General features: G+C 59.0%; 15 protein-coding genes and 1 pseudogene. 7 read left to right on the forward strand and 9 right to left on the reverse strand.

Going from position 1 to position 15,482, the window contains the following annotated elements; translation table 11 throughout:
* Positions 1-55 precede the first annotated feature (55 nt).
* Both A8O26_RS15190 and A8O26_RS15195 read left to right on the forward strand, forming a co-directional pair.
* A complete protein-coding gene (locus A8O26_RS15190) occupies positions 56-769 on the forward strand; it encodes an autoinducer binding domain-containing protein (RefSeq protein ID WP_064118756.1) in 714 nt (237 codons plus the stop codon).
* A gap of 174 nt (positions 770-943) precedes the next feature.
* Positions 944-2,068 carry a methyltransferase gene (locus A8O26_RS15195; protein ID WP_064118757.1) on the forward strand — a complete coding sequence of 375 codons (1,125 nt, stop codon included), beginning with the start codon at positions 944-946 and terminating at the stop codon, positions 2,066-2,068.
* A gap of 72 nt (positions 2,069-2,140) precedes the next feature.
* Here A8O26_RS15195 and A8O26_RS29195 read toward each other — a convergent pair whose 3' ends face one another.
* The 3 genes from A8O26_RS29195 to A8O26_RS15205 all read right to left on the reverse strand — a co-directional run bounded on the left by A8O26_RS29195 (position 2,141) and on the right by A8O26_RS15205 (position 4,853).
* Positions 2,141-2,308 carry a DUF2474 domain-containing protein gene (locus tag A8O26_RS29195; RefSeq protein ID WP_064503200.1) on the reverse strand — a complete coding sequence of 56 codons (168 nt, stop codon included), beginning with the start codon at positions 2,306-2,308 and terminating at the stop codon, positions 2,141-2,143.
* 85 nt (positions 2,309-2,393) lie between these two features.
* Positions 2,394-3,401 (reverse strand): cytochrome d ubiquinol oxidase subunit II, encoded by a 1,008-nt coding sequence (gene cydB, locus A8O26_RS15200; protein ID WP_064118758.1) that lies wholly within the window; start codon positions 3,399-3,401, stop codon positions 2,394-2,396.
* A 3-nt stretch (positions 3,402-3,404) separates the two neighbouring features.
* Positions 3,405-4,853, reverse strand: a complete 1,449-nt coding sequence (locus tag A8O26_RS15205; RefSeq protein ID WP_064118759.1) for a cytochrome ubiquinol oxidase subunit I — start codon at positions 4,851-4,853, stop codon at positions 3,405-3,407.
* A gap of 393 nt (positions 4,854-5,246) precedes the next feature.
* Here A8O26_RS15205 and A8O26_RS15210 point away from each other — a divergent pair, with 393 nt between their 5' ends.
* A complete protein-coding gene (locus tag A8O26_RS15210; protein WP_064118760.1) occupies positions 5,247-6,485 on the forward strand; it encodes an MFS transporter in 1,239 nt (412 codons plus the stop codon).
* Between the two features lie 12 nt (positions 6,486-6,497).
* Here the strand turns inward: A8O26_RS15210 and A8O26_RS15215 are convergent, their stop codons facing one another.
* Both A8O26_RS15215 and A8O26_RS15220 read right to left on the reverse strand, forming a co-directional pair.
* Positions 6,498-7,043: a DJ-1 family glyoxalase III gene (locus A8O26_RS15215; RefSeq protein ID WP_064118761.1), complete on the reverse strand. Its 546-nt coding sequence runs from the start codon at positions 7,041-7,043 to the stop codon at positions 6,498-6,500.
* 66 nt (positions 7,044-7,109) lie between these two features.
* Entirely contained in the window at positions 7,110-7,559 is a 450-nt protein-coding gene (locus A8O26_RS15220) for a DUF4879 domain-containing protein (RefSeq protein ID WP_064118762.1), read from the reverse strand.
* A gap of 222 nt (positions 7,560-7,781) precedes the next feature.
* Here A8O26_RS15220 and A8O26_RS15225 point away from each other — a divergent pair, with 222 nt between their 5' ends.
* Both A8O26_RS15225 and trmA read left to right on the forward strand, forming a co-directional pair.
* On the forward strand, positions 7,782-9,077 hold the full coding sequence (locus A8O26_RS15225; RefSeq protein WP_064118763.1) for an NCS2 family permease: 1,296 nt from the start codon (positions 7,782-7,784) through the stop codon (positions 9,075-9,077).
* Positions 9,074-10,153 (forward strand): tRNA (uridine(54)-C5)-methyltransferase TrmA, encoded by a 1,080-nt coding sequence (gene trmA, locus A8O26_RS15230; protein ID WP_064118764.1) that lies wholly within the window; start codon positions 9,074-9,076, stop codon positions 10,151-10,153. Before A8O26_RS15225 ends, trmA begins: the two co-directional genes overlap by 4 nt.
* 52 nt (positions 10,154-10,205) lie before the next feature.
* Here trmA and A8O26_RS15235 read toward each other — a convergent pair whose 3' ends face one another.
* Positions 10,206-10,652 carry a DUF2442 domain-containing protein gene (locus A8O26_RS15235; RefSeq protein ID WP_064118765.1) on the reverse strand — a complete coding sequence of 149 codons (447 nt, stop codon included), beginning with the start codon at positions 10,650-10,652 and terminating at the stop codon, positions 10,206-10,208.
* 53 nt (positions 10,653-10,705) lie between these two features.
* Positions 10,706-10,819: pseudogene (locus A8O26_RS30235) on the reverse strand (DUF4160 domain-containing protein); the annotation flags it as partial.
* A 315-nt stretch (positions 10,820-11,134) separates the two neighbouring features.
* On the opposite strand from A8O26_RS30235, the gene aroQ reads away from it, so the two are divergent.
* Entirely contained in the window at positions 11,135-11,575 is a 441-nt protein-coding gene (gene aroQ / locus A8O26_RS15240; protein WP_064118766.1) for a type II 3-dehydroquinate dehydratase, read from the forward strand.
* A 5-nt stretch (positions 11,576-11,580) separates the two neighbouring features.
* Complete coding sequence (locus A8O26_RS15245) at positions 11,581-12,435, forward strand: shikimate dehydrogenase (protein WP_064118767.1); 855 nt, start codon at positions 11,581-11,583, stop codon at positions 12,433-12,435.
* Positions 12,436-12,540: 105 nt separating this feature from the next.
* Here the strand turns inward: A8O26_RS15245 and A8O26_RS15250 are convergent, their stop codons facing one another.
* Positions 12,541-13,218 carry a TetR family transcriptional regulator gene (locus tag A8O26_RS15250; RefSeq protein ID WP_064118768.1) on the reverse strand — a complete coding sequence of 226 codons (678 nt, stop codon included), beginning with the start codon at positions 13,216-13,218 and terminating at the stop codon, positions 12,541-12,543.
* A gap of 101 nt (positions 13,219-13,319) precedes the next feature.
* Positions 13,320-15,218 carry a 3-dehydroshikimate dehydratase QuiC gene (gene quiC / locus A8O26_RS15255; protein WP_064118769.1) on the reverse strand — a complete coding sequence of 633 codons (1,899 nt, stop codon included), beginning with the start codon at positions 15,216-15,218 and terminating at the stop codon, positions 13,320-13,322.
* Between the last annotated feature and the right edge of the window lie 264 nt (positions 15,219-15,482).

Below are 15,482 nucleotides of genomic sequence, written 5' to 3' on the forward strand. Positions count from 1 at the left end.
CCGGATCTTTTGGATCCATTCGGTGCCCCCCCGCTACACCAATGGAGACTCAGTAATGGAAACGTGGAAGGAGTCGCAGTTAAAACAACTGACTTTCGCCAAGGGAATAGATGCTGCCTATCCGATTTTACTGCGATTTGCCGAAAACCTCGGGTTTAACTATTGCGCAATCGCAGTGACCTCTGCGCATCGGGAGTTACATCTTAATACCTTGCAAATCAACAATTACCCTAAAGAATGGAACCTGCAATATGAACAAAAAAAATACAGTCAAATCGACCCGGCAATAGCACACTGCAATCACTCAATGATGCCGCTTGTATGGAATGAAGCGGTGTACCGAGATACCCCGGTGTTATGGCAAGCCTTGCAACAACATGGACTGCAACACGGCTGGTCGCAGGCGTACCACGACGAAGAAAGTGGCTTGTGCAGCATGATAAGTCTGGCGCGAAAGCACTGTCCGATCAGTCCATTGGAGTTGTATGAGCATTTTGGCTATATGTTCTATGCCACCAGTCATCTGAGCGAACTGTTCGCCAAGGCTTTGCCGGCGCAGGCCATCAAGCCTCGCCAGCCACACCTTTCGCCACGCGAACTGGAGGTGCTGCAGCTATCCGCCAACGGCAAGACGGCCTATGAGATCTCAAAAATCCTTAGCCTGAGCGAGCGGACAATCAACTACCACGTGCAGAACGTGATCGAGAAACTCAACGTGTGCAACAAGATTTCTGCCGTCATCGCGGCCGCCAGAGCCGGCATCATCTAAACACCCAGCCTTGCACCCGGATCAAAACTTGCGAGTATTTACAGAGAAAAAAACGTACCATTTGTGGCCTTTCTGAGTGATGACGTGAATGTTGCGTTGCAGTCCACTCAGTCAGTTCCGCCGCACGACGCCAGGGCAGCGGGACATCCCTCGATTACCCTGAGTCCCCGCCCCATGCCTTTGCTCGATACGCCCTTCGCCCAACTTGACCTGATCCGCCAGCCCGAACAGCAGAATGAACCGCTGCAGGCTTTCGATGCCGCAGACGAATACCTGCTCAACCATTTGGCGGCGCAGCAACCGACGATCGACACACGGGTATTGGTGCTCAACGACAGCTTTGGTGCACTGGCGGCCAGCCTGCTCGGTAAGGTTACGGTCAATAGCAGTGGCGATTCATTCCTGGGTTTTCAGGGTCTGGAAAAAAACCTGCTGCGCAATGGTCAAGCGTTCGACGCGATCATCCCCATTCCGGCCAGCGCGCCGTTAGTCGGACCGTTTGACTGCGTACTGATTCGTGTACCGAAAACCCTGGCGCTGCTGGAAGAACAACTGATTCGTCTGCAAGGGCAACTGGCGCCCGGCGCGCAGGTCATTGCCGCCGCCATGGTCAAGCATCTGCCCCGCGCAGCCGGCGATCTGCTGGAACGCTATGTCGGCCCGGTACACGCCTCACTGGCAGTGAAAAAGGCTCGACTGCTGATCGCCACACCCGAGGCGAAAACTGCGGTGGTTTCGCCCTACCCGTCGAGTTATCGCCTCGATGAGCCGGCCATCGAATTACGCAATCACGCCAACGTGTTCTGCCGTGAAGGACTGGACATTGGTACACGCGCTTTCCTTCCACATCTGCCGAAGAACCTCGGCAGTGCACGCGTTGCCGATCTTGGCTGTGGCAACGGTGTATTGGCGATTGCCAGCGCCCTACAGAACCCTGACGCGCATTACACGCTGGTCGATGAATCGTTCATGGCGGTGCAATCAGCAGAAGAGAACTGGCGCGCAGCACTGGGCAATCGCGAGGTGATCGTGCGGGCCGGCGACGGTCTGGCCGGACAGGAACCGCAATCGCTGGACGTGGTGCTGTGCAATCCGCCGTTCCATCAGCAGCAGGTGGTTGGCGACTTCCTCGCCTGGCGCATGTTCCAGCAGGCCCGCGAAGCGCTGGTGGTGGGCGGCGCGCTGTACATCGTCGGGAACCGTCATCTGGGTTATCACAGCAAACTGGCGCGCTTGTTCCGTGGCGTTGAGCAAGTCGCCGCCACGCCGAAATTCGTCATCCTCAAAGCGCGCAAGTAAAGCGCAAGGCAAAAAAAACCCTCCGCAAGGAGGGTTACAAAGCCGTACCCGAAGGCGCCGGGACGGGATGATTCAGTGCGTGGTCAGGCCTGCCGCATTCATGAACAGGCGCATCAGGCTGGCGGCGATAAACAGCACGCCGACACTACCGACCCAGATCAAGGCCAACCAGCCGAGCCGCTGCCATAGCGGTTTTTTTTCGGCTTCTTCAATGTCGTGCAGGGAATGTTTGCCGGGCATTGCATCGATCCTCCGTTAAGCAATGGCGTCACTGAAGACGCCTTCGCGAGCAGGCTCGCTCCCACAAGGGGAGCGCAGCAGCAGACTAGTGATAACCGTCTTCATGGGTGACCTTGCCGCGGAACACGTAGTAGCTCCAGAAGGTGTAACCCAGGATGAACGGAATGATGAACAGCGTGCCCACCAGCATAAAGCCCTGACTTTGCGGGGGTGCCGCGGCATCCCAGATCGAGATCGACGGTGGCACGATGTTCGGCCACAAACTGATGCCCAGTCCGCTGTAGCCGAGGAAAATCAGCACCAGCGTCAGCAGGAACGGCATGTAGTTGGCATTGCGCGCCACGGCGCGAATCAGGCCGTACATCGTTACCAGCACCAGAATCGGCACCGGCATGAACCAGAACAGATTCGGCATGCTGAACCAGCGCGAGGCGATTTCCGGGTGGGCCAGTGGCGTCCACAGGCTGACGATACCGATCACTGCCAACAGCACGAATGCCAGTGGCCGCGCCAGATTGTGCATCTGCTCTTGCAGCTTGCCTTCGGTTTTCATGATCAGCCAGGTGCAGCCGAGCAAGGCGTACGCCACCACCAGTGCGGCGCCGCAGAACAGCGTGAACGGTGTCAGCCAGTCGAGTGAGCCACCGGCAAACTGCCGATTGACCACCGGCAAGCCGTCGATGAACGCCCCCAGCGCCACGCCCTGGAAGAACGTCGCCGCCACTGAACCGCCGATAAAGGCCTTGTCCCACAGATGTCGCTTGTCGTCCTTGGCCTTGAAGCGGAACTCGAACGCCACGCCGCGGAAGATCAAACCAATCAGCATGAAGATCAATGGCAGGTACAGCGCCGACAACACCACCGAATAGGCCAGCGGGAATGCGCCGAACAACGCCGCGCCGCCCAGTACCAGCCAGGTTTCATTGCCGTCCCAGACCGGGGCGACAGTGTTCATCATTACGTCACGATCGACTTTGCCGGGGATAAACGGGAAGAGAATCCCGATGCCCAGGTCGAAGCCGTCCATGACCACGTACATCATGATGCCGAAGATGATGATCACGGCCCAGATCAGTGGAAGATCAATACCCATGAGTCAAATCTCCTTGGTCAGGCGGACATCGTCGTCGCCGTGATCGGCATCCGCCGAATCGTCGGCAGCGGACAACGGACGGGCTGGTGTGCGTTTCTTGCCAGGACCACCGTCCGGCGTTTCCGCGCCCTCGCTGATCTTCGGCCCTTTGCGCACCAGACGCATCATGTAGCCGAGACCGGCGCCGAACAGCGCGAAATACACCACCACAAACATGATCAGGGTGATGCTCATCTGCATGAAGCTGTGGTTGGAAGACGCATCCGCCGTGCGCATCAGCCCGTAGACCACCCACGGCTGACGGCCGATTTCGGTGGTGAACCAGCCAGCGAGAATCGCGATCAGGCCGGACGGCCCCATCCACAACGCCAGATAAAGGAATGGCCGCGAGGTGTAGAGCGTGTCGCGTTTGCGCAGCCACAGGCTCCACAGACCGGTGAAGATCATCAGGAAACCGAGGCCGACCATGACCCGGAACGACCAGAACACGATGGTCGAATTCGGCCGGTCTTCTGGCGGGAATTCCTTGAGTGCCGGCACCTGTTTGTCCAGCGAGTGCGTGAGGATCAGGCTGCCGAGATACGGGATCTCCACGGCGAATTTGGTTTTCTCTTCTTTCATGTCCGGCCAGCCGAACAGAATCAGCGGCGTGGCTTCGTCGCCTTTGTTTTCCCAGTGACCCTCGATTGCGGCGATTTTCGCCGGCTGATGCTCGAGAGTGTTGAGGCCATGGAAGTCGCCGATGACTGCCTGGATCGGCGCGACAATCAGCGCCATCCACATCGCCATCGACAGCATCGTGCGGATCGCCGGATTGTCCTTACCGCGCAGCAAGTGCCAGGCCGCCGAGGAGCCGACGAAGAACGCGGTCGCCACGAACGCCGCCGTCGCCATGTGCATCAGGCGATAGGGGAACGAAGGGTTGAAAATGATCGCCAGCCAGTCGGTGGGAATGACCTGGCCGTTAACGATTTCGAAGCCCTGCGGGGTCTGCATCCAGCTGTTGGAGGCGAGAATCCAGAAGGTCGAAATCAGCGTACCGATGGCCACCATCACCGTGGCGAAGAAGTGCAGCCCGCGTCCGACCTTGTTCCAGCCAAACAGCATCACCCCGAGGAAACCGGCCTCAAGGAAGAATGCCGTGAGCACTTCATAGGTCAGCAACGGCCCGGTGACGGCGCCGGCGAAGTCCGAGAAGCGGCTCCAGTTGGTGCCGAACTGGTAGGCCATGACCAGCCCCGAAACCACGCCCATGCCGAAGTTGACGGCAAAGATCTTCGACCAGAAATGGTAGAGATCACGGTAGGTATCGTTGTGGGTTTTCAGCCACAGGCCTTCGAGCACCGCCAGGTAACTCGCCAGACCAATGGTGATGGCCGGGAACAGGATGTGGAACGAGATGGTGAACGCGAACTGAATTCGGGCGAGATCTAGTGCCTCTAAACCGAACATATGGCTTCCTCTGTCAGGTAATACCGGCTGCGGACCCGGAGGCCTGCACCCACTGCCCCCACGGATATGGAGTGCGGCGAATTCTGATTCGTTCTTTTTAAACAACCATCGCAACGCAGGGAGTCTGGCCAACTGGCCACCGGATCAATTCCGTATGAGGTCTTGATCTGGATCAAGCAACGTTGAAAGAGTAGTCCCATTTTTGCCGATGAACTGCGTGGTCGTTTGCCGCGTGACAAGTTGCCTCATCGGCGTGGCAATGCTCTGCAATGGATTTCTTGCGGCGAGCTTGAGGAAATCGATGTCTGGCTAACTAAATTTTTTGTCATAGCAACTTCCTGTTACAGACTGGTGATAATCTCGCGGTTCCCCCCGAACCAGACCTGCCCTCAGATGCCCAGCCAAGAGCCCCTGCTGTTACGTCATCACCGTCCATTTCTCGCTTTCTGGTTCGCGCGGATCTTTACCGCCAGCGGTTTCCAGATGCTCACCGTGGCAATCGGCTGGAACCTCTACCAACTGACCGGCAACGTGCTCGATCTGGGTCTGGTCGGCTTGGTCGAATTCGCCCCGCGCGTGCTGTTCATGCTGCACACCGGGCATGTCGCCGACCGCTATGACCGACGCAAAGTTGCGGCGATCTGCCAGTCGTTGCAGGCGTTGATTGCGCTGGCGCTGGCCATCGGCAGTGCGACCGACAACGTGACCCGCGAGATGATCTTTATCCTCGCCTTCCTGCTCGGTGCGGCGCGCTCATTCGAAATGCCGACCACTCAGGCCTTGCTGCCAAGCATCGTCCCCAGCGCGCTATTCCCCCGAGCGGTCGCTGCAGCGCAATCGGCGCAGCAATCAGCCACCATCGTCGCCCCGGCCCTCGGCGGCTTGCTCTATGCATTCGGCAGCGTCTGGGTGTATGGCCCGACGGTGTTGCTCTACATCATTGCCTGCACCTTGATGCTCAACCTGCCCGCGCGCCAGACGCCATTGAACAAAGGCAAAGCCACGCTGGATTCGTTGCTCGCGGGGATTCGTTTCATTCGCAGCCGCCCGGACATTCTCGGGGCGATTTCGCTGGATCTGTTTGCGGTACTGCTCGGTGGCGCCACGGCGTTGTTGCCGGTATTCGCCAAAGACATTCTGCTGACCGGGCCGTGGGGCCTCGGTCTGCTGCGGTCGGCGCCGGCGGTGGGTGCACTGGGGATGTCGCTGTTTCTCGCGCGATTTGCTGTGGAGCGCAATGTCGGCCGGGTGATGTTCACGGCGGTCGGGGTGTTTGGCGTCGCCACCATCGCCTTCGGCTTGTCGACCTCGTTCTGGTTCTCGCTGGCGGTACTGGTGGTGCTCGGCGCGGCGGACATGATCAGCATGGTGATCCGCGCCTCCTTCGTACAACTGGAAACCCCGGACGAAATGCGCGGCCGGGTCAGCGCGGTGAACGGGCTGTTTATTGGTGCTTCCAACCAGTTGGGTGAATTCGAATCCGGCGTGACCGCCCACTGGTTCGGCACCGTACCGGCAGTGGTCATGGGCGGCATCGGCACGCTGGTGGTGACGGGGACGTGGATCAAGTTGTTCCCGACGCTGGCTAATCGGGATCGGATGCATGTGCCGGTGGAAGAGGCGAAGGTCTGAAGCGATCCAGACCTACAACTCCCCCGCCACTTTCGCCCGCAAGGCCTTGCCGCCCAGTTGCTCGACCAGCGTCAGGGCAAATTCCAGCGCAGCGCTGGAGCCTTGCGCGGTGATGCAGTTGCCGTCGACCACCACTGATTGATCAACAAATGTACAGCCCGAGAGTTGATGGCTGGCGCTGGGCAAACAGGTCATGCGGCGTTGACGCAGCACGCCAAAGGTTTGCAGGGCGACCGCCGGGGATTCGGCGATGGCGGCGAACAGGCGGCCGGCGCTGGATTGGTCCTTAAGCAATTGTTGCAGAGGCTGGTGCGCGGCCAGGTGTTGCGAACCGACCGCGCCGCCGGGCAAGACGATCAGGTCGAAGGTTTGCGCCAGCACATCGACCAGCATGCCGTCAGCGGTCAGGCGCGTGCCGCGGGCGCAGGTGAGCATCCGCCGGCCTTCGATACTGGCCGCCACCACTTCGATGCTGGCGCGACGCAATACGTCGATCAGGGTCACGCTTTGCAGATCATCGATGCCCTCGGCGAGGGTAATCAGAGCTCTAAAGGTCATGGGCGCTATCCGCTGGGTGATACTTGAAGCGTAGTCAGCTTCACCCGGATCGCGCTGCAGCAGCCGTTACTTGATGTAAAGCTGGGTCGACATGGTGTTGCGTGGGGCGTTGATCGACGTGTTGCTGAAACTGAAGGTGCCTTCCTGTTTGCCTGCAAGATCGAAGGTATAGAGAGAACCAACGGTGCTGCGGCCGGGGGTGCATTCGGTCAGGTTGCCATTATCGAAAGCACACACAGGCGTCCGGGTGCCTTTGACTTCAAAACCGTCCAGGGTAGCGTGCGGCTGGTTCTGGCCGTAACCGACTTCCAGCACATAGACCTTGATGCTCGGGCCGTTGTGATTGCATTGGGTCTGCGCCTGCCCGTCGCCGATGTCTTCAAGCCCACAGGCAGGCGATTGCACCTTGATCACTTTCACTTGCGTCAACGGCGCCGCCGATGCAGCCCAGACACCCGAGGCTGCGGCCATCAGCATTGCGATTAACCCGAAAGCGTTCATCCAGCCCTTGCTCATACGATCCCCAGCGCAAAAAATTCAGCGCGCAGTATGGCCCAGTTGGCTTCAGCGCAAAACTTCGCCGACGATCGACACCAACAACCGCCATATTCCTCACGCTGCTGGTATGATGCGCGGCTTTTTCCGGCCCACCACAATTTTCCAGGCGCTTGCGACGGTCTGTGCTTTGCTGTTGAGGTCGATACATTCACGGCGCCACGCGCGCCACGGGGAGCAGACATGCTGGAAAGGCTGTTTCAACTCAAGGCACATAACACCAACGTGCGCACCGAGATTCTGGCGGGCATCACGACTTTCTTGGCCATGGCCTACATTCTGTTCGTCAACCCGAGCATTCTCGGCGAGACCGGCATGGACAAGGGTGCGGTGTTCGTCGCCACCTGTCTGGCGGCTGCCATCGGTTCGACCGTCATGGGCCTGATCGCCAACTACCCGATCGCCCTCGCACCGGGCATGGGCCTGAACGCCTTCTTCACTTACACCGTAGTTCTGCACATGGGCCACACCTGGCAAGTGGCGCTGGGCGCGGTGTTCATTTCGGCGGTGTTGTTCTTCCTGCTGTCGATCTTCCGCATCCGTGAATGGATCATCAACAGCATTCCGCTGCCACTGCGCTCGGCGATTGCAGCCGGTATCGGCCTGTTCCTGGCACTGATCGCCCTGCACAACGCCGGCATCGTAGTCAGCAACCCGGCGACCATGGTCGGCCTCGGTGACCTGAAACAGCCAGCACCGATTCTCGCCACCCTCGGCTTTGCCCTCATCGTCGCCCTCGAAGCGCTGAAAGTGCGCGGTGCGGTACTGATCGGCATTCTGGCGGTGACCATCGTTTCCATCGTGATGGGCTTCACTCCGTTCAACGGCGTGACCTCGATGCCACCTTCGCTGGCCCCGACTTTCCTGCAACTGGACATCAAAGGCGCACTGGACATCGGTCTGGTCAGCGTGATTTTCGCCTTCCTGTTCGTCGACCTGTTCGACAACTCCGGCACCCTGATCGGCGTCGCCAAGCGCGCCGGCCTGATGGGCAAGGACGGTCATATGCCGAAAATGGGGCGTGCGCTGATCGCCGACAGCACCGCGGCCATGGCCGGTTCGTTGCTGGGTACTTCGACCACCACCAGCTACATCGAATCCGCGGCCGGCGTGAGTGCGGGCGGGCGTACCGGTCTGACAGCCATCGTCGTGGCGATCCTGTTCCTGCTGGCGCTGTTCTTCTCGCCACTGGCGGCCAGCGTTCCGGCCTTCGCCACTGCACCAGCGCTGCTGTTCGTCGCCGTATTGATGACTTCGGGCCTGGCGGAAATAGACTGGGACGACATCACCGTCGCCGCGCCAGTTGTCGTGACCGCGCTGGCCATGCCGTTCACTTACTCGATCGCCAACGGCATCGCCTTCGGCTTTATCTCCTGGACCGTGATCAAGCTGCTGTCGGGCCGTGCCCGTGAGCTGAACCCGGCGCTGGTGATTCTGTCGATTCTGTTCGTGATCAAGTTGGGTTGGTTCAACGCATGACATTCGATTCCCAGGCTTACGCCGAGCAACTAGAAGCCAAGGTCACGCGCTTGCGTGACCTGCTGGCGCCGTTCAATGCCCCCGAGCCGACGGTGTTCGATTCGCCACTGCAGAACTTTCGTCTACGCGCCGAATTCCGCCTGTGGCGCGAGGGCGGCGATCGGCATTACGCGATGTTCGCTCAAGACGACAAACGCACGCCGATCCTCATTGAAGAGTTCCCGATCGCCAGCCTGCGCATCAATCAGTTGATGCCGCAGTTGAAAGCGGCATGGCAGGCCAGTTCGGCGCTGAGCCACAAGCTGTTTCAGGTCGAATTCCTCACTACGCTGTCGGGCGATGCAATGATCACCCTGTGCTACCACCGTCCGCTGGACGAACACTGGCACGCGGCGGCGACCAAACTGTCGGCGGATCTCGGCGTCAGCATCATTGGTCGCTCGAAGGGCAAACGCGAAGTGCTCGGGCTCGATTACGTGGTGGAGAAACTCGACGTCGGCGGTCGCACGTTCAGCTATCGCCAGCCGGAAGGTGCGTTCACCCAGCCTAACGGCACGGTGAATCAGAAGATGTTGAACTGGGCATACGAAGCACTGGGCGATCGCACAGACGATCTGCTCGAGCTTTACTGCGGCAACGGCAACTTCACCCTGCCGCTGGCCACTCGCGTGCGCAAAGTGCTGGCCACCGAAATCAGCAAGACCTCGGTCAACGCCGCACTCAGCAACCTCAGCGAAAACGCTGTGGATAACGTCACGCTGGTGCGTTTGTCTGCCGAAGAACTGACCGAAGCGCTCAACGAAGTGCGCCCGTTCCGTCGCCTGCAAGGCATTGACCTTAAGAGCTACGAGTTCGGCAGCGTCTTCGTCGACCCGCCTCGCGCCGGCATGGACCCGGACACCTGCGAGCTGACCCGGCGCTTCGACAACATCCTGTACATCTCCTGCAACCCGGAAACCCTGGCAGCCAACATCGCCCAGTTGCACGACACGCACCGTATTACCCAGTGCGCGTTGTTCGACCAGTTCCCGTGGACGCATCACATGGAATCGGGTGTGTTGTTGACCCGGCGTTGATAGCGGGGAGCTGATACGAGAAAGCCGTCGTGATTGACGGCTTTTTTGTGTTTTACAACGCGGGATCGGCCTTGCGTGGACGCCCGCCCTTTTTGCCATTCGCTCGAGCAGCTTCGGACTTTGCAGCACTGCTTTGACGACCGTTACGCGATGCAACCACCGACGCAGCCATCTTCATGAGTGACGGGCTCGCTGAAATCATCCCGGCAATGGAAACGTCAAGGTCTTTGCCCTCATGGCAAAGCGCAGTACCTGCGAAGCCGACTGTCAGCCCCTCGTAATCGCCTGCATCAAACCCGTCGAACTCTGGATAACGATCCACCGGTAGCAACACACCGCTGCCGTCTTCAAACCGGATGATCAGGGATGGTTTCTCAAAGGTGACGGAGATAGCCTGCAAGCTATTCGCTCGGCGTGCTTGCCCTTGCTGGATGGCGGCGTCGATCATCTCCTCCGTGAGGGGAAGACGTGCGGATGGCTTAGCTTTGATGACTTTCATAAATCGATTTCCACTCCTTCCAATGCGTCTATCAATGTCAGAAGAGTTTTGCCACTGAACTGTAATCGGGCACTCCAACTGCCCGCATTCACGTGAACGTGTGGTGGGCAATGTTCATCTCGCAGCATGATGACAATCGATAATCCTTTGTAGCTGCACACCTTCATGCTAACCCATCCGTTAGGTTAAAAAGTTTCAGGATTCGAGACTCCTTTCAAATCCGACGACTGGTGATCAAGCACATGACGTTTCACCGCTTTTGAGGCTAGCGTCGGAACGGGTCATGAGTCGGTCAATCTCCGGTAAAAAACGTAAGCAAAGCTGTCGTCATATCTCGATCAATATTGCTTCTGTGCGATCACCGAACATAAATCGGCCAGACCATTTTTGTTCAATTGACCATGGTAACCATCTAGTACATTTTATCTCCACAGGCCGAAACCTCTGGCCAAAGCCAAAAACAATAAGTGGAGTCACCCCTCATGCCCCCTATCGTTCTGGTGCTCAACGGCCCGAACCTGAACCTGCTCGGCACCCGCGAGCCGGCGACTTACGGTCACGAAACCCTGGCGGATATCTCGGCGTTGTGCGGTCGCGCTGCTGAAGAATTCGGCCTGGCCGTGGAGTTTCGCCAGACCAATCACGAAGGCGAACTGCTCGACTGGATTCACGCCGCCCGTGGCCGTTGCGCCGGGATCGTGATCAATCCCGCAGCGTGGACGCACACTTCGGTGGCGATTCGCGATGCGCTGGTGGCCAGTGAATTGCCGGTGATCGAAGTGCACCTGTCCAACGTCCATGCCCGCGAACCGTTTCGTCATCACTCGTTTGTCTCGGCGATTGCCACGGCGGTGATGGCCGGGTTTGGCAGCAATGGCTATCGCCTGGCGCTGGAACATTTCAGTCAGCGGTTGAAGGGGTGAATCACATGTCTCGCTCTAACGTGATACTCGCCGGACTGATCGGCGCAGGCATTCAGGCCTCGCGCACGCCGGCGCTGCATGAACATGAAGGCGATGCGCAGGGCATGCGTTATCTGTATCGATTGATCGATCTCGATCAGTTGAAAATGGACAGCACCGCCCTGCCCGACTTGCTGCTGGCGGCCGAGCGGATGAACTACACCGGCCTGAACATCACCTTCCCGTGCAAGCAGGCGATCATCCCGCTGCTGGATGAATTGTCGCCGGAAGCCAAGGGCATCGGCGCGGTGAACACGGTGGTGTTGAAGGACGGCAAACGTGTCGGCCACAACACTGACTGCCTGGGTTTTGCCGAAGGTTTTCGCCGTGGCCTGAAGGATGCTGCGCGTGAACGTGTAGTCCAGATGGGCGCCGGCGGCGCGGGTGCGGCAGTGGCCCACGCATTACTGAGCGAAGGCGTGCAGCAACTGACTATCTTCGATGTCGACAGTGAGCGCGCCGGGAGCCTGGCGAACAATCTCAATGAGCATTTCGGCGTTGCTCGTGCGATCGCCGGGCATGATCTGCCGAGCTCGCTGAATCAGGCTGACGGGCTGGTGAACACCACGCCGATGGGCATGGCCAAACTGCCGGGCATGCCGGTGCCGGTCGAACTGCTGCGCAAGGAATTGTGGGTGGCGGAGATTGTGTACTTCCCGCTGGAAACCGAACTGCTGCGCAATGCCCGCGCGCTGGGATGCCGGACGCTGGATGGCGGCAACATGGCGGTGTTTCAGGCAGTGAAGGCGTTTGAGTTGTTCAGCGGCGTGGTGCCGGATGCGCAGCGGATGCTGGCGCATTTTCAAAGCATGAATGGTTGAACCTGTGTGGGAGCGAGCTTGCTCGCGAAGGCGTACCGTCAGGCAATACATGCATTGCCTGATACACCGCTTTCGCGAGCAAGCTCGCTCCCACAGGGAAAAGCGTCAAGCCTGCAGGTAGCGCAACACCGATTCGCAAATCATCTCGCGATGCCGCTGCTTGATGCTTTCATCCGGCAGATCAATCTGGAAGATCTCGCCAAACGTGTGCCGGTTCGACACGCGATAGAAACAGAACGAACTGATCAGCAGATGCACATCCAGCGCATCCAGCCCGGCACGGAATACACCTTCATCAGCGCCACGCCGCAGAATCTCGCTCAGCGAATCGAGGATGGTGTTGTTCATCGCCTTGATCGCATCGGAACGCTTCACGTATTCAGCGTTGTGGATGTTTTCGATGCTGACGATGCGCACGAAATCGACGTTGCGATCATGGTGATCGAAGGTGAACTCGACCAATCGGCGAATCGCCGCCACCGGCGCCAACTCGGCCAGGTGCAGGCGGTTTTCGGTGCTGCGGATATCGCCGTAAAGCTTCTCCAGCACCTCGACGTACAACTGTTCCTTACTGCCGAAGTAGTAATAGATCATGCGCTTGGAGGTGTGGATACGCTCGGCGATCGCATCGACGCGGGCACCGGACAAACCCTGCTGAACGAACTCGACGATCGCCTCCTGCAGGATATTCTCGCGGGTCTTTTCCGGGTTGTTCTTGCGACTCTTGCGCGGCTCTACGGCGGAAACTTCAGTAGCTGCGGAAAGTTCTGTATTCATCGTCATTGCGGGCTCACGGCCATCACTGCACAGGCGGCGATTATGGGCCGCGCAGCACAGTGAAGGAAGCCGCGGGACCTGTGTTTAATCCCGCGTTTACGAATTTCCTACAACTTCGCCTGGCGCACGGCGCCACTGCGTGATTTGGCCATCGCCGCCAGTCGCACCGCGACGTTCGCCGCACCGTAACCGGCGTAGCCGTTCTTGCGCTGGATGATCTCGAAGAAGAAGCGCCCTTCGAACGGCTCGGTGTAGACGTGAAACAGCTCACCACCCTGCGCGTCACGGTCGTACAGCACGTTGTAATACGCCAGCTCACTGAGAAATTCGTCGTCGAAATCAAAGCGTGCGGCGAGGTCGTCGTAATAGTTGAGCGGGATATCCAGCAGCGGCACGCCGGCCTCTTTGGCGCGACTGACTTCGGCGAAGATGTCGTCACAATCGAAGGCGATGTGATGCACACCGGAGCCGCGATAACTCGACAGCGCGTGGGAAATGGCGGTGTTGCGGTTCTCGGAAATGTTCAGCGGCAAACGGATCGAGCTGTCGCGGCTGCGCAGTGCGCGGCTTTTCACCAGACCGTACGGGTCGGGCAGCACCACTTCATCGTCCGCTTCGAAATCCAGCAGGCTCTTATAGAACAGCACCCAACTGTCGAGGCTGTCGGCTGGCAGCGCCATGGCCATGTGATCGATGCGTTTGAGACCGCCACGGGCCGGCGCATCCGCGAGCAGATTGAAATCGGTGCCGTAGACATCGGCCTGTTCATCGACCAGATAAATCAGGCTGCCGTCCGGCGCGCGCACCGCCGCCAGTTCCAGTTCGTTGGGGCCGACCAGTCCGCGATAAGGCTGACCTTTGTAAGCGACCGCGCGCGCCAGCGCACTGGCGCTGTCCTTGACCCGCACAGCCGTGGCGCACAACGATGGGCCGTGGGCTTCAAAAAAGCTGTGAGCAAACGAATACGGTTCGGAGTTGAGGATCAGGTTGATATCGCCCTGGCGCAACAGGCTCACGCTCTTGGAGCGATGCTGGCCCGCTTTGACGAAACCGAGACGCTCCAGCCAGTTCGACAGCTTGGCGCCGAGGCTTTCATCAACGGCGAACTCAAGAAACTCGATGCCGTCGTACTCGCTGGCTTTCGGTGTTTCGAAGAGTATTTCGCGGTTGGCCACAGGTTCGGCGTCCTCCAGACGCTGGCGGGTCTTCTCTTCCAGATACAGCAGCGAACGCAAACCGTCGGCGGCATTGGCCCGTGGTGGCGCGGCGCGGAAGCCGTCATTGAAGATTTCCAGCGACAGCGGCCCGGTGTAACCGCTCTGGATGATCGGCGCGAGAAACCCCGGCAGATCGAATTCGCCCTGCCCCGGGAAACAGCGGAAATGCCGGCTCCACTCCAGCACATCCATGGCCAGGATCGGCGCATCGGCCATTTGCACGAAGAAGATTTTGTCGCCGGGAATGTCGGCGATGGCGCGCGGATCGCCCTTCAGCGACAAGGTGTGAAAGCTGTCGAGCAACACCCCGAGGCTCGGGTGATCGGCCTGACGCACGATGTCCCAGACCTGTTGATAAGTATTCACGTGACGGCCCCACGCCAGCGCTTCGTAACCAATGCGCAAACCGCGTGCGCCGGCATGCTCGGCCAGCAAGCGCAGATCATCGACCAGGATTTGTTGATCGCCGACGCTGTCGGCCGAGGCGTTGCTGCAGACCAGCACCAGATCGGTGCCCAACTCCTGCATCAGGTCGAACTTGCGCTCGGCGCGTTCCAGATTGCGCGCCAGACGATCGCGGCGGCAGCCTTCGAAGTCGCGGAACGGCTGAAACAGGGTGATGGCGATGCCGAGGTCGGCGCACATCTGCTTAACTTCGCGCGGACTGCCGTCGTAATACAGCAGGTCGTTTTCGAAAATCTCCACCCCGTCGAACCCGGCGGCGGCGATGGCTTCGAGTTTTTCCGGCAGGGTGCCGCTCAAGGAAACGGTGGCAATGGAACGCTGCATGTTTCAACTCCCGGACTTCGCCGCTTTTTGGCTGGGATGGTTTTTGTAGTGAGGGAAATTATTGGCTGCATCGAACGTGGCAGCAATTTAAAGTGTACTACCCGGTTAGTTTTGCGTGCGATTATCGAACACAATGGCGGTTTGGCGAATTGACGATTTTTCGTCCACTGCCCAACATCGACCGCACATTGAGTCCGGATCTGAACCACCGGTCGCAGCGTGCACAAAAAAAAGCACACCAAATAACAAATCCAAAAACGGGTG

The organism is Pseudomonas fluorescens (assembly GCF_001648775.1).
Classification (GTDB): Bacteria; Pseudomonadota; Gammaproteobacteria; order Pseudomonadales; family Pseudomonadaceae; genus Aquipseudomonas; species Aquipseudomonas fluorescens_M.